Origin of the sequence: Azospirillum sp. TSO5, from assembly GCF_003116065.1 — a bacterium.
Lineage (GTDB): Bacteria > Pseudomonadota > Alphaproteobacteria > Azospirillales > Azospirillaceae > Azospirillum.
The window spans coordinates 1-12,958 of sequence record NZ_LGQY01000036.1 but is presented as its reverse complement, the minus strand read 5'-3'; the positions used below and the strand labels follow the sequence as shown (position 1 = coordinate 12,958).

At 69.3% G+C, this 12,958-nt stretch carries 15 protein-coding genes and 1 riboswitch; of the genes, 10 read left to right on the top strand and 5 right to left on the bottom strand.

All coding sequences use genetic code 11. The features are described 5' to 3' along the window. Positions 1–31: 31 nt before the first annotated feature. Positions 32–745 (bottom strand): phosphatase PAP2 family protein, encoded by a 714-nt coding sequence (locus TSO5_RS11165; protein ID WP_158282401.1) that lies wholly within the window; start codon positions 743–745, stop codon positions 32–34. A 159-nt stretch (positions 746–904) separates the two neighbouring features. Next, the gene (locus TSO5_RS11160) at positions 905–1,207 is read right to left on the bottom strand and encodes an STAS domain-containing protein (RefSeq protein ID WP_109151654.1); all 303 of its coding nucleotides are present in this window, start codon (positions 1,205–1,207) and stop codon (positions 905–907) included. 382 nt (positions 1,208–1,589) lie between these two features. Between TSO5_RS11160 and mgtE the strand changes: the two genes are divergently transcribed. The 6 genes from mgtE to TSO5_RS11125 all read left to right on the top strand — a co-directional run bounded on the left by mgtE (position 1,590) and on the right by TSO5_RS11125 (position 6,642). Beyond that, positions 1,590–3,038 carry a magnesium transporter gene (gene mgtE / locus TSO5_RS11155; RefSeq protein WP_109151653.1) on the top strand — a complete coding sequence of 483 codons (1,449 nt, stop codon included), beginning with the start codon at positions 1,590–1,592 and terminating at the stop codon, positions 3,036–3,038. An 86-nt stretch (positions 3,039–3,124) separates the two neighbouring features. Further along, positions 3,125–3,224, top strand: a riboswitch (TPP riboswitch). Then, on the top strand, positions 3,216–4,397 hold the full coding sequence (gene thiO, locus TSO5_RS11150; protein ID WP_109151679.1) for a glycine oxidase ThiO: 1,182 nt from the start codon (positions 3,216–3,218) through the stop codon (positions 4,395–4,397). It overlaps the preceding riboswitch by 9 nt. Beyond that, positions 4,394–4,603 carry a sulfur carrier protein ThiS gene (gene thiS, locus TSO5_RS11145; protein ID WP_109151652.1) on the top strand — a complete coding sequence of 70 codons (210 nt, stop codon included), beginning with the start codon at positions 4,394–4,396 and terminating at the stop codon, positions 4,601–4,603. The genes thiO and thiS overlap by 4 nt, the downstream gene beginning before the upstream one ends. 207 nt (positions 4,604–4,810) lie before the next feature. Continuing rightward, the gene (locus TSO5_RS11135; RefSeq protein WP_109151650.1) at positions 4,811–5,611 is read left to right on the top strand and encodes a thiazole synthase; all 801 of its coding nucleotides are present in this window, start codon (positions 4,811–4,813) and stop codon (positions 5,609–5,611) included. A gap of 93 nt (positions 5,612–5,704) precedes the next feature. Continuing rightward, positions 5,705–6,148 (top strand): PaaI family thioesterase, encoded by a 444-nt coding sequence (locus TSO5_RS11130; RefSeq protein WP_109151649.1) that lies wholly within the window; start codon positions 5,705–5,707, stop codon positions 6,146–6,148. A gap of 29 nt (positions 6,149–6,177) precedes the next feature. Then, complete coding sequence (locus TSO5_RS11125; protein WP_247870699.1) at positions 6,178–6,642, top strand: hypothetical protein; 465 nt, start codon at positions 6,178–6,180, stop codon at positions 6,640–6,642. A 73-nt stretch (positions 6,643–6,715) separates the two neighbouring features. On the opposite strand, the gene TSO5_RS11120 is transcribed toward TSO5_RS11125, so the two are convergent. From TSO5_RS11120 to TSO5_RS11115, 3 genes are all read right to left on the bottom strand, one after another. Continuing rightward, positions 6,716–8,878: a hypothetical protein gene (locus tag TSO5_RS11120; protein ID WP_109151647.1), complete on the bottom strand. Its 2,163-nt coding sequence runs from the start codon at positions 8,876–8,878 to the stop codon at positions 6,716–6,718. 103 nt (positions 8,879–8,981) lie between these two features. Further along, positions 8,982–9,203 (bottom strand): hypothetical protein, encoded by a 222-nt coding sequence (locus TSO5_RS32185; protein ID WP_146203725.1) that lies wholly within the window; start codon positions 9,201–9,203, stop codon positions 8,982–8,984. A gap of 23 nt (positions 9,204–9,226) precedes the next feature. Next, positions 9,227–9,412, bottom strand: coding sequence for a hypothetical protein (locus TSO5_RS11115; protein ID WP_109151646.1), 186 nt, complete (start codon positions 9,410–9,412; stop codon positions 9,227–9,229). A gap of 250 nt (positions 9,413–9,662) precedes the next feature. Between TSO5_RS11115 and TSO5_RS11110 the strand changes: the two genes are divergently transcribed. From TSO5_RS11110 to TSO5_RS11095, 4 genes are all read left to right on the top strand, one after another. Further along, the gene (locus TSO5_RS11110) at positions 9,663–10,376 is read left to right on the top strand and encodes a response regulator transcription factor (RefSeq protein ID WP_085087905.1); all 714 of its coding nucleotides are present in this window, start codon (positions 9,663–9,665) and stop codon (positions 10,374–10,376) included. A gap of 119 nt (positions 10,377–10,495) precedes the next feature. After that, entirely contained in the window at positions 10,496–11,110 is a 615-nt protein-coding gene (locus TSO5_RS11105; protein ID WP_109151645.1) for a 2-hydroxychromene-2-carboxylate isomerase, read from the top strand. 135 nt (positions 11,111–11,245) lie between these two features. After that, positions 11,246–12,286: a potassium channel family protein gene (locus tag TSO5_RS11100; protein ID WP_109151644.1), complete on the top strand. Its 1,041-nt coding sequence runs from the start codon at positions 11,246–11,248 to the stop codon at positions 12,284–12,286. 116 nt (positions 12,287–12,402) lie between these two features. Continuing rightward, on the top strand, positions 12,403–12,831 hold the full coding sequence (locus tag TSO5_RS11095) for a DUF1489 domain-containing protein (protein WP_109151643.1): 429 nt from the start codon (positions 12,403–12,405) through the stop codon (positions 12,829–12,831). The last annotated feature ends 127 nt before the right edge of the window (positions 12,832–12,958 follow it).

Here is a 12,958-nt window from a genome sequence, read left to right as displayed (position 1 = left end):
TTTTTCGTATCCGGGCTTCGGTATCCGGGGCTTACCCCGCCAGCGCGTGCAGCAGCTTGGACGCACCCCCGGCGGCGCGGCGGACATCTTCGAACAGCACCATCATCTCGTAGATCACCAGGAAGGCGGCGCCGTAGAACCAGGGGCGCCAGCGTTCCTCCACCCAGGCGACCAGCCGGTGGATGCCGCCCATCGGCAGCAGCCGGGCGACGGCGAAGGCGCTGAGCATGCCGATCAGGGCGCCGCCGGTGACGTCGCCCGGATAATGCAGGCCCAGATAGACCCGCGGCAGCGCGATCACCAGCGCCGCCCACAGGCAGGCCAGCAACCCCCACGGGCGCGAGGCGCGGAGGAAGGTGGCAGCCAGCGCGAAGCCAAGCGCGGCGTTGTCGCTGGGGAAGGAACTCCAGTTCTTCAGGGCGTCGCGGCTCTGGCCGATCGGCGGGACGAAGGAGAGGCCGGCCTCGTGCAGCGGGCGCGGCCGGGCCGGCATCACCGCCTGGATCAGGATGGACGCCGCCACCGCCAGCACCACCGCGGCGATGGCGTCCACCACCAGCCGGCGCCCGGCCTCCGTCTCCTCGCGGCGGAACCACAGCCACCACAGGGCGGCGCTGAACAGCCCCAGCTTGATCAGATAGATGTTGGCGATCCCGCGCACCGCCATGTCCAACGCCGCGCTGTGCCCCGCGAACTGGTTCAGCCACAGCAGCAGCGACTGGTCGAGACGATGCAGGTACTCCACAGGCGCTCCAAAGGTGGGGGGGGGTACGGGAGCGGCCAGTGTTGCGTTTTTATGACATGGTGGGTCAACGGCGCATCGGAAGGCGCCGTCCGGGACCGGGACGAGCGGTTCGGGGTGCCACCCTCCCCGATTTCGGGCCGTGCGGGGGGCGTGGCCGGGTCAGCGGAACTCGATGTAGCGGTCCAGCGTGGCGCGGCGCAGCGCGCGGATGACGTGCGGGGCGGCGCCGCTGGCGACGATGTGGCCGCCAGCCTCGCGGCAGCGGTTCGCCAGGATGAACATCATCCCGATGGCGGCGGAATCGATGAAGGTGACGAAGCGCAGGTCGATCGGGACCACCGGGCTGGCCGCGAAGTCCCAGTCGCGCAACATGTCGTGGAAGCGGGTGCCGTCCTCGTAGGTGCAGCGGCCGGACAGCAGGATGCCGTCGCGACCGCCGACGGTGGTGAAGGCATACTCCATCGGTGCTTTCGGTCCCCATCCTCATCCCGCGCCGCCGCGGACGCAGCGCGAGACGCATGGGAACATGAAGGGTCGCGGCGGTGCAAGGATATGGTGGCAATTGCGGCCGATGCCGCCGTTGCCCGCCGGTTTCCGCCGAACCGGGCTGGACAAACCGGGGCGGCGCCTCTATGTCGGGGGCGCTTCCGCCGTCACCGGTCCCGTCCCTTGGCAGACGGCTCCCGGCACCGGCCGGAAGGCTTCCACAACCCGCAAACCCCGAACGCCGGCCCCAAGCGCCATCGGTCCCGTCCGATGTCGCGGAGCCGTCCCGCCGTTACCATGCCGCCGGCCACCCGGCTCAGGCATGCGGGGGATGCATCGTCGAAGGGAGGGTGCCGGCATGCACACCGATCCCCACACGCCGGATCTGCGGCCGGATCTTCGGCCGGACGGGGCCGCCCACGCCCACGGCCGCCCCCATGCCGGTCCCGAGGCGGATGACGAACGTCCCTACGGCGTCGAGCCGGAGTTCGTGGAAGAGATCGTCGGCCTGCTGCGCGCCCGTGAACGCGAGGCCGTGCTGGCGCGGCTGGACGGGCTGCATGCCGCCGACATCGCCGACCTGATCGAACAGGCGGAGCCGGCCGAACGCGCCGACCTGATCGACCTGCTTCCCGCCGCGCTGGACGGCGAGGTGCTGTCCTACCTGAACCCCGATCTGCGCGAAGCGCTGATCGAACGGTTCGAGCCGCAGGAACTGGCCGCCGCCGTCGCCGACCTCGACACCGACGACGCGGTGGAACTGATCGAGGATCTGGACGCCGAGACGCGCGCGCAGATCCTGGCGAACCTGCCCGATGCCGAACGCGCCCTGGTGCAGGAGAACCTGACCTACGACGAGGACAGCGCCGGCCGCATGATGCAGCGCGAGCTGGTCGCGGTTCCGGAATTCTGGACGGTCGGCAAGACCATCGACTTCGTCCGTGCGGCGACCGATACGTTGCCGGAGGATTTCTACGACATCTTCATCGTCGATCCGATGCACCGGGTGGTGGGGGCGGTGCCGCTGTCGCGGCTGCTGCGCCAGCGCCGGGCCGTGCGCATCGCCGATCTGGTGACCGGCGAGGTCGACTTCATCCCCGCCACGATGGAGCGGGCGGAGGTGGCGAACCTGTTCCGCCAATATGCGCTGGTCTCCGCGCCGGTGGTCGATGCCGCCGGCCGGCTGATCGGCGTCATCACCGTCGACGACGTCGTCCGCATCATCGACGAGGAGGCGGAGGACGACCTGCGCAAGCTGAGCGGGTCGGGTGACACCGGCGTGTTCAGCGGCATCGCCGACATCGCCCGCAGCCGCGTCGGCTGGCTGACCATCAACCTCGCCACCGCCTTTTTGGCCTCCGGCGTCATCTCGCTGTTCGAGGGCACCATCGAGCAGATCGTGGCGTTGGCGGTGCTGATGCCAATCGTCGCCTCGATGGGCGGCAATGCCGGCACGCAGACGCTGACCGTCGTCGTCCGCGCGCTGGCGACGCACGACCTGTCGTCGGCCAACGCGCTGCGCGTGGTGGGCAAGGAACTGCTGGTCGGGTTGATCAACGGCGGCATCTTCGCGGTGATGGTCGGTGCGATCGCGCTGGTCTGGTACGGCCCGCTGATCGGCATCGTCATCGGGCTCGCCATGATCATCAATCTGGTGGTGGCGGGCCTGAGCGGCGCACTGATCCCGCTGGGGTTGGAGAAGCTGGGCGTCGATCCGGCGGTATCGAGTGCCGTGTTCCTGACGACGGTGACGGACGTCGTCGGCTTCCTGGCCTTCCTGGGGCTGGCATCGGTGTTTTTGTTGTAAGGGGTGCTTGATATGGGGGCGGCGGCCTCGCCGGCGGGAAGAACCGATTCCGCTTGTGGGGCCAGCGAAACATTGGCATAAGGCAAGCCATAGGCCTGGGGTGCCGTGCGGTGGTCGCGCGGCTGAGAACACACCCATCGAACCTGTCTGGGTAATTCCAGCGAAGGGAGCCGCCGCATGATCCATGCGCCAGAACCGCATCCATTTTCTTATTTTGAGTCCGGCATCCGTCCGTCCGTCGCCATCATCGGTGCCGGCTGCATCGGCCTTGCCATCGCCTGGAGGCTGGCGTCGGCCGGCTGCCGCGTCGACCTGTTCGAGCGGGGAGAGGCTGGGCGCGGCGCCACCCACGCCGCCGGCGGCATGCTGGCCGCCTGTGTCGAGACCGAGCCGGGCGAGGACGGGCTGTTGCCGCTGACCCGCGCCTCGCAGGCGCTGTGGCCGGATTTCGCTCGCGATCTCGAAGCCGCGAGCGGCATCGCCGTCGATCTGCGCAGCGAAGGCACCATGGTCATCGCGCTCACTGCCGACGATGCCGCCAAGGTCCGTTTTCTGCACGGATTCCAGCGCGACCTTGGCCTCCCGGTGGAATGGCTGAGCGGGGCCGAGGTGCGGCGGTGCGAGCCTTTCCTGCAGCCGGGCGTCGCCGGTGCGCTGTTCTGTGCCGGTGACCATCAGGTCGACAACCGCAAGGTTGCAGCATCCCTGCGCCGCGCCGCCGAGGCCGCCGGCGCCCGCCTGCATGAGCGCTGCGGCGAGGTGGCGCTGGCGGTGGAAGGCGAGCGCGCCGTGGGCGTGCGGGTTGCCGAAACGCTGCACCGGGCCGACCGGGTGGTGTTGGCCGCCGGGGCCTGGTCGGCCGGGGTGCCGGGACTGCCGCCCGCCGCCAGGCCGCCGGTGCGGCCGGTGAAGGGGCAGATGATCTGCCTGCGGATGGACGCGCGTCTGCCGCTGCTGCGCCATGTGGTGTGGACGCCCGGCACCTACCTGATCCCGCGGCTGGACGGCCGGCTGCTGATCGGCGCCACGACGGAGGAGCGCGGCTTCGACGACCGCCTGACCGCCGGCGGGCAGTTCGCCCTGCTGGAGGGGGCATGGCGTGCGCTGCCCGGCATCGCCGAACTGCCGATCGAGGAGTCCTGGGCCGGCTTCCGTCCCGGCAGCCGCGACGATGCGCCGATCCTGGGCGACAGCGGCATTCCCGGCCTGATCCACGCCACCGGCCACCACCGCAACGGCATCCTGCTGACCCCGGTGACCGCCGACGGCATCGCCCGGCTGGTTCTGACCGGCGAGACCGACCCGCTGCTGCGCCCCTTCGCCGCCGACCGCTTCGTCGCCGCCGGAGCCGCCGCATGAGCGCCGTCCTCCGCATCAACGGCCGCGAAGAGCCGTTGTCCGCCGCGTCCCTGGCCGAACTTCTGGCCGGCCGCGGCATCGCCGAGGGTGCGCAGGGCGTCGCCGTCGCCCTGAACGGCGCCGTCGTCCCCCGCCGCCGCTGGCTTGAGACCCCGCTCCAGCCCGGCGACAGCCTGGAAATCGTCCGCCCGATCCAAGGCGGTTGACCTTAATTTCCCTCTCCCGCCCCGCGACACGGGAAGAATCCCCTCTCCCCCCCCCGGGGAGAGGGTTAGGGTGAGGGGGGAGCATGGCGAGGATTCTCGGAAAATCCGGCATGTGCACCCCCCTCACCCCGACCCTCTCCCGGGGGGGAGAGGGGGATTTCCCCGGATAGTTCGCTTCGGGAGATGGCCTTTCAAAAGGCACTCCCCATGCTCCAAACCGACACCCTCACCATCGCCGGGCGCAGCCTCGGCTCGCGCCTCTTCCTCGGCACCGCCGGCTATCCCAACCAGCAGGTGATGCTCGACGCGCTGGCGGCCAGCGGCAGCGAGCTGGTCACGCTGGCGATCCGGCGCATCAGCCTGGACGGCTATTCGGAAAGCCTCGTCGACGTGCTGGCTCGCGCCACCGCCGGGCGCCCCACCGGCCCGGTCGGGCTGCTGCCCAACACCGCCGGCTGCATGACCGCCAAGGAAGCCGTGCTGACCGCCCAGTTGTCGCGCGAGGCGCTGGATACGCCCTGGATCAAGCTGGAGGTCATCGGCGACCGCGAACTGCTCTATCCCGATGTCGAGGAACTGCTGCGCGCGACGGAGGAACTGGTCAATGACGGCTTCGTTGTGCTGCCCTACTGCAACGACGACCCCGTGACCTGCCGCAAGCTGGCCGACCTCGGCGCGGCGGCGGTGATGCCGCTGGGCGCCTTCATCGGCTCGGGCATGGGCATCCGCAACCCGCACGCCATCGAGACGATCTGTGCCCGCAGCCCCGTGCCGGTGGTGCTGGACGCCGGCATCGGCACCGCGTCCGACGCGGCGCTGGCGATGGAACTGGGCTGCGCCGCCGTGCTGCTGAACACGGCGGTGTCGAAGGCGCGCGACCCGGTGCGGATGGCGGCGGCGATGCGCGACGCGGTCAGCGCCGGCCGCGCCGCCCATCTGGCCGGCCGCATGCCGATGCGGGCCCAGGCCGAACCGTCCAGCCCGCAGATGGGCCTGATCGGCAGCTGAGATCGGCGGCTGACCTATAGGGTTCCGGGCTTGATCCGGCGGGGCGGCTGACGCAGGCTGTCCCGCAACGACCCCTTGCCGGAGTGCTTCGCCTTGGCCGACACCTTCGTTCCCCGCGACCCCGACTGGAAGGCGCGCTGTCTCGCCTCCTTCGAACAGCAGCCGATCTGCCGGACTCTTGGCATCGAGCTGACGGCGGTCGAGCCGGGATTCTGCGAGATGCGGCTGCCGTTCCGCGCCGAGCTGACGCAGCAGCACGGCTTCTTCCACGCCGGCATGGTCAGCACGCTGGCCGACAATGCCGGCGGCTATGCCGCCTACAGCCTGATGCCGGCGGGCGCCGAAGTTCTGGCGGTGGAGTTCAAGATCAACCTGATGGCGCCCGCCAAGGGCGATGTGATGATCGCCCGCGCCCGCGTCATAAAGCCGGGTCGCACCCTGACCATCACCCAGGTCGAGGTGTCGATGCTGGACGGCGGCGCGGAAAAGGATTGCGCCCTGATGCAGCAGACCGCCATCTGCCTGATGCCGAAGTGACGGTTCAACCGGTTCGAAAGGGTTCTTTCATGCTGTCTGCACGTCTGTTGTCGGTCCCTGTCGCCCTTCTGCTGGCCGGCGGCTTCGCCGTATTGGCTGCCGCCCCGGCGGAAGCCAAGGACCCGCCGGCTTGCGCCGCTATCTCCTTCCGCGCGCTGCCCAGCGGTGCGCCTGATGGCGAACAGGATGCCGGCCTCTACAAGTCCCGCTTCGGCAAGATCGAGGTGAAGGCCGACGTCAAGGGCGGGCAGGCCACCACCTATTATATGGTGCTGAATGGCAAGAAGGTGGACGGCCCGGCCAACCCGCCGAAGATGTCCGACGCTTGCCTGAAGTCCAAGCACGTCAAGCTGCCCTTCGCCAAGCAGCCCCAGGGCACCTGCACCGGCAGCCGCTTCCGCGTCGTCGTCGACCGCTCCAGCGGCAAGCCGGTCGCGGCCTTCTTCGGCCTGCAGGGGGAGGATTGGGCCTATTGCAGCGCGACGACTCTGTAGGCGCTAGACCCCACCTAACCTCCCCCGCTGGGCGGGGGAGGGTTGGGGTGGGGGCATCCGAAGCCGACACCCCTCAGATCGCCAAAGCCTTCACCCGCTCCCGCAGCGTCTGCCGCGCCGCTTCCGCCTCGTTGCGGGCGGTGGTCAGGTCGCGCGCCAGCGCGTCCAGCCGGTTCTCCGCCTCCGCCATCTTCGCCAGCGTCCGCTTGTGCAGGTCGCTGCCCGGCGGCAGGGCCTTCAGGTTCTCGCGCAGGCGGTCCTGGTCGGCGATGCGCTCCGCCCGCTCGCGCTCCAACTCGGCGATGCGACGCTCCTTTTCGGCGACGGCGGCCCGCAGGCCGGCCAGCGTGGTCAGCGCCTGACGCACCTCCGTCGGCAATTCGGGGGCGGAGGCACGGGCGGCGATCTGGTCGGCGGTCAGATCGGTCAGGACGATCCGCTCCTGCCGCGGCCGTTCCAGCGTGGCGGTCAGCGTCACCGTCTTGCCGGCCGGCACCGCCAGCGGCAGGCGGTAGGCGGTGGCGGTCGCCTCCGGCTTAGCATGCGCCGGCTCGGCCAGCTCCCAGCCGGGACGGCGCGGATGCTCGATCACGACATCGCGGTCGGCGTCCGGGGCGCCGGCAACGGTGTAGGTCATGCTCTGCCGGTCGGTCACCGACAGGGTCAGCACACCGTCGGCGATGGTGGCGCGGGACAGCCGGCGGCTCGGCTTCTCCTCCCGATCGACGGTGACCGCCTGATCGACGGCGAAGGACAGCAGCCGGCTCTCGCCCGCCGGCAGGGTCGCCATGCGGGCATCGCCGACATAAGCGCTGTTCGCCGCGCCCCGGTCATAGAAGGTCAGCAGCCCCGGCGGCAGGGCGGTGTCGCCGTCGTTGCGCAGCCGCAGGGACGCCAGCGGATGGCGGGCGTCGGCGGCGGGCTGGTAGAGCGCCACCCGCTCCACCGGCAGGGTGCTCGCGGCAATCGGCATCATCAGCGTCCCGCCATTCGGCACGCTGACCGGCTGCGGGTAATGGAACAGCACCTGCGCGCCCTCCGCCGCACCGGCCTCGGCGCCGCGCACCGCGGCCATCGCCGGCGTTCCCGCGGCGCTGCCATAGGGGGCGACCTTCGCCAGAGCGTCACCCATCGGCGCCGGAGCCGGCGCGCCGGGCATCGGCGGCGGAGCGGCCATGGCGGCGGCGGGCGGCGCCCCGGCGCGCGAGGCTTCCGACTGCGACCGCATCGCCGGGCGGGCGTCGTTCAGCGTCACCGCTCCCTCGTCGGCACTGGGCAGCACGCGGCCGAGCACCTCCACCGGCACCTCCGGCCGCTCGACGAAATAGGGGGTGTAGAGCGCCTGACGCAGGGTCACCGGGTTGCCCGACACCACCGTCAGGTCGACTCCGCGCCAATCCTCGCCGCTGAGATTTTCCAGCACCGCCCAGCCCTGCAGCGCACCGCTGCCCTTATCCGCCTGCCCGTTTTGCCCTGGCCCAGTGCCGAGGCTGAGTCGATAGGTCGCCTTCCACAGCGGCATCTCCGCGACAAAGCCGACCCGGACGCGCCGCTCGCCGGCCGCCTGTCCGGCCCCCTGTCCGCCTTCTTGGCCCTGCGGTGCCCGGCTGTGGACGGTCAGCCGCCGCCGCTCGCGCCGGGCGTTCTCCGCCACCGCCGACAGCGCCCGGTCGATCTGCGACTGCACCGCCGGATCGGTGAAGCGCAGCGCGTCGGCCTCCTCCAGCACTAACTGGCGCAGGCCCTCGCCAGTCATCAGCGTTACGCGGTGGCGCGTGGTGGTGGCGCCGTCGTTCCCCGGCAGCCGCACCGTCTCCTCCGTCACCGACATCAGCCGGCCGGTCAACTGGCGGGAGCCACCGGTCGTCACCTCCGCCCCGCGCATCGCGTTCAGCAATGTGGCGGGGGAGGTGAGGTCGTCGGCCGAAAAGGGCAGCTCGCGGAAGGCAGTGTCCAGCGGTTCGGCTCCCGGCAGGGCGATGGTGCCGACGCCGCCTTTGTCGTCATAGACGACGATGCTTTTCAGCACGTCGTCGACCTGATCGCGCCGCACTTCCAGCGACAGGTCGGCATCGCCGCTCACCGTCGCCTCATATTCGAAATAGCCGACGCCGCCGGTGGACAGCAGGACCCGCGTCAGCGCCAGCTGCCCGCCGGCCGGCCCGCCTGTCGCGGCAAACGCCGCCGGGGCCGCCATCAGCAGGGCAGTGGAGGCGAGAAGGATGGCGCGGGTCATGATGGGTCTCTCCGTTTCTGTGACTCCCGGATGCCGACATAGGCGCGAAATCGGGCGGGAATAGGGAGAGCGCAACAGGAGGGCTTCCGAAAGTCCGGATCGGTCAGGGCGCCGCCGCCAGCCAGCGTTCCATCATCGTGCGCCACAGGGGGGCACTATTATGGGCCGCAACCTGTGCGGCACCCGGCACGCACCCGGAATGATGGGCGCACCGCTCAGTCGCCGGACGGCGATGGCCGTCGGCGGGCAGGCGCCTCGCCGTCCTGTTCTGGGGCAGGGTGCGGTGGGACGGCATCGGTGCCGCCTGGGCGTTGCAGCCGGACATGATGATGGTCTTGTCGATGGTTCTCAGCCCAGCCGTCCGACCGAGCGCGCCGAGTCGAGGTGGCGCCTCGCCTCGCCCAGCAGCAGCCGGTGCTGCGCCAGCGTTTCGCGGATCGAGCCATGCTGGCCATAGACCCGCACCTCGTTCAGAAGACGGTCGGCGCGGTCGAGCAGGGCCAGGCGCTCCAGGCAATGATCGATGTTCGACATGGCGGTGCTTCCCCATCACGGCATTGGTCCGGCGCCCAAAGGCGAGGCGTCGTCCCCTGTTCGATGGTCTGGATTTAAACCGCAGCCTGTTTCTGGTTAATGTCCGCGCAACGGTATTTTTATGTCGCCGGTGCAGGACGCGGTTTCAACCAACTCATGTGGTCGGCGAATCGGCCGTGGCTGTTACGGGGTTGTAACGCATTGCGTGCCGCTCGCGCGTGAGATAAGAAGATTTGGGGAGGTAACAGGCATGCACATTCTCGCTGTCGACGACGACGAGCCGATTCGGGAGCTTTTGGCCTCATATCTGGCGGGAGAGGGCTACCGGGTCACGACGGCGCAGGACACCGCATCGGCCCGGCAGGCTCTGGATGGCGACCCTGTCGATCTCGTGGTCTGCGATTTGCGCCTGCCCGACGGCGACGGGCTGGGCCTCGTCCGCCAGATCCGCACCGAATCGCAGATTCCCGTCATCATCCTCTCCTCCAAGGACCAGGACGTCGACCGTATCGTCGGGCTGGAGCTGGGGGCCGACGATTACCTGACCAAGCCGTTCAACCCGCGCGAACTGCTGGCCCGCATCAAGGCGGTCCTGCGCCGCGTTTCCAACGACGCCCGCCCGGCCCGCAGCGCGGACGAGCTGCGCGCCGTCGTGCAGTTCGCCAATTGGGAACTCGACCTCACCGCCCAGCGCCTGCGCGGGCAGGAGGGGCGCGAGGTGGAACTGACCAAGGCGGAGTTCGGCCTGCTGGCGGCCTTCGTCAAGCGGCCACAGCGGGTGCTGACCCGCGACCAGCTGCTCGACCTCACCCGCGTCGACGGGGCGGAGGTGTTCGACCGGTCCATCGACGTGCTGATCCTGCGCCTGCGTCGCAAGATCGAGGCGAACCCGAAGGAGCCCCGCATCATCAAGACCGAACGCGGCGCCGGCTACGTCTTCGACGCCAAGGTGCGCACGGTCTGACGGGATGCCCGGGCCGTTCGGGAATTGCGCCTTCCCCGGGCGCCCCCCGGATGCACTGCTGGACGCTGTCCCGCGCCCGCGTTAGCCTTTCCGGAAAACCTGTCGGAGAGGAAACGCGCGTGCCGGACCCGATCGATTTCTATTTCGACTTCGCCTCGCCCTACGGCTATTTCGCCAGCCTGCGCATCGACGAACTGGCGGCGAAGCATGGCCGCACCGTCACCTGGCGCCCGGTCCTTCTCGGGGCGATCTTCAAGGTGACGGGCATGAAGCCCAACCTGCAGCAGCCCTTGCGCGGCGAATATCTGACCCATGACGTCGGCCGCATCGCCCGGCTGACCGGCGCTCCCTTCACCTTCCCCGATTCGGCTCCGGCCAATGGCGTCGCCGCCTCGCGCGCCTTCTATTGGTTGACCGACGAGCATCCGGAACAGGCGAAGCTGCTGGCCCATGCGCTCTTCCACGCCCATTTCGGGGAGGGGCGGGACATCGGCCCGGCCGACACGGTGGCGGAGATCGCGGCGAAGACCCTGGGCAGTGTCGGCATCGACCGTGCCGCGGTGGCCGCCGCCATCCACGACCCGGCGGTCAAGGATCGGCTGCGCACCGAAACCGATAATGCGGTGGAGCGCGGCGTCTTCGGCTCGCCCTTCGTCATCGTCGACGGCGAACCGTTCTGGGGCTGGGACCGCCTCGACATGGTCGACCGCTGGCTCGCCACCGGCGGCTGGTAGGGCAGAGGGCGGAATCCTCAGGTAGAGCTGCGGAAAATGCTGACTCCCGGGGTGGGCAAACCGCTATAACTGCGAAATAGGACCTTCGTCCGGGCACCGGGTCCGGTGTCTGTTTCCGCTTCGGTTTGCCGCCCCATGGACCAGATCGTTCCCGACCGCCGCCCCCGGACGACCAGCGCGCCCCCGGCGGTTCCTCCCGGCAGTTCCGGCGGCAACGGCCATGGGGGCGCTCACGGCGGACCTCATGGAGCCAGGGGCGCATCCAAATCCTGGCTGGGCGGGGCGTTGCTGACGGCCCTGCTACTCGGCCTGATCGCGCTGTCGATCCGGTCGGTGTCCGGCAATCTGACCTTCGTGCTGCTGGGATCGGTCGGCCTCGTGATCGGCGCCTTCCACTATCTGTTCCCGGGCAGCCAGTTCTTCACGCTGGCGCTGACCAACTTCATCGGCGTCTATGCCTGCATCTTCGTCTTCTTCCTGGAAAGCAACTTCCACAACATCAGTCCGCTGATCCAGAGCGTCGCCTTCGTCCTCCCGCTGGTCGCCTTCCTGGGCGGGGCCTGGTGGCGGGCGGAGGACATCCGGCGGATCGTGATGTCGCGGCGATTGCGGGAGGGGGGACATTTCGACCGCGTCTTCCTGTGGATGGCGCCGGTCTGGGGCATCGGCGCCCTGACCTTCCTGGTGCCCGAACAGGACATGGACACCCAGACGATCGGCGCGATCTTCCTGCTGGCCATGTCGGCCATCTCCGCCATCGTCGCCCTGGTATCGCGCGACATCGCCATTTTCCTGCTCGACGCCGGCCTGCTGTTCGAAGGATTCTTCCAGCAATCGGCACGTCTGGTCCTGCCGGCCTTCGCTTTCCTGACCTTCTATTCGCTCTGCATCATCCTGTTCGGCGCCATCTACACCATCATGGACCGCTTCATGGCGGAGCCGAACTTCGTCATCGAAGGCGTCAGGCGCGACCTGACCTTCTCCGAGGGAATCTATTTCTCCATCGTGACCTTCGCCACCGTCGGCTATGGCGACATTCACCCGGTGTCCGGGCCGGTCCGCCTGGTCTGCGGCATCGAGATCGTCATGGGTGTGCTGCTGCTGCTGTTCGGCTTCAGCGCCATCATCGGCCATGCCCGGCCAACCAACCGGTCAGACCACAACGATCCGCTCTGAGGGCAGATCCGCCCGGCGGTCTCGGCAGACGGACAATCCTGCATAGCGCACTATGTCAGGGGGCGCGCTATGTTGGGCGCGGTTCCGTTCTTCACGTCAGAGATTTCAGCGTCCCCATGCCACTCCATCTCATCAAGCTCGCCGTCGGTGTCCGCGACCTCGACCATCTGGCGGAGTTGCAGGACCGCCGCGCCGTAATGGCCGACGGCCAGACCCGCATCCCCGTCTACACCCGCCGCTTGCCCAAGCGCGGCGACGAACTGTTGGCCGGCGGCTCGATCTATTGGGTCATCAAGGGCAGCGTCCTGGTGCGCCAGCCGATCCTCGCCATCGACACCGCCACCGACGAGGAGGGGGAGAGCTACTGCACCCTGCAGATCGCCGCCGACCGCGTGCAGACGGTGCCGACCCCGCATCGCCCCTTCCAGGGCTGGCGTTATCTGACCGCCGAGGCTGCCCCCCAGGATCTCTCGGCTGCGGGCGGGGCAGGGGACGAGTTGCCGGCCGACATGGCGGCTGAACTGCGGGCGCTCGGCCTGCTCTGATGGAAACATCAGTCGGTTCAGCGAACATAAAAATGCGGGAGGCGACGAAAAAAGCGCTTGCGTGGTTTGGGGGAGGGCGCCTATAACCCGCTCCACCGACGGCGGGGCGCTGAACGACAGCGCGGCG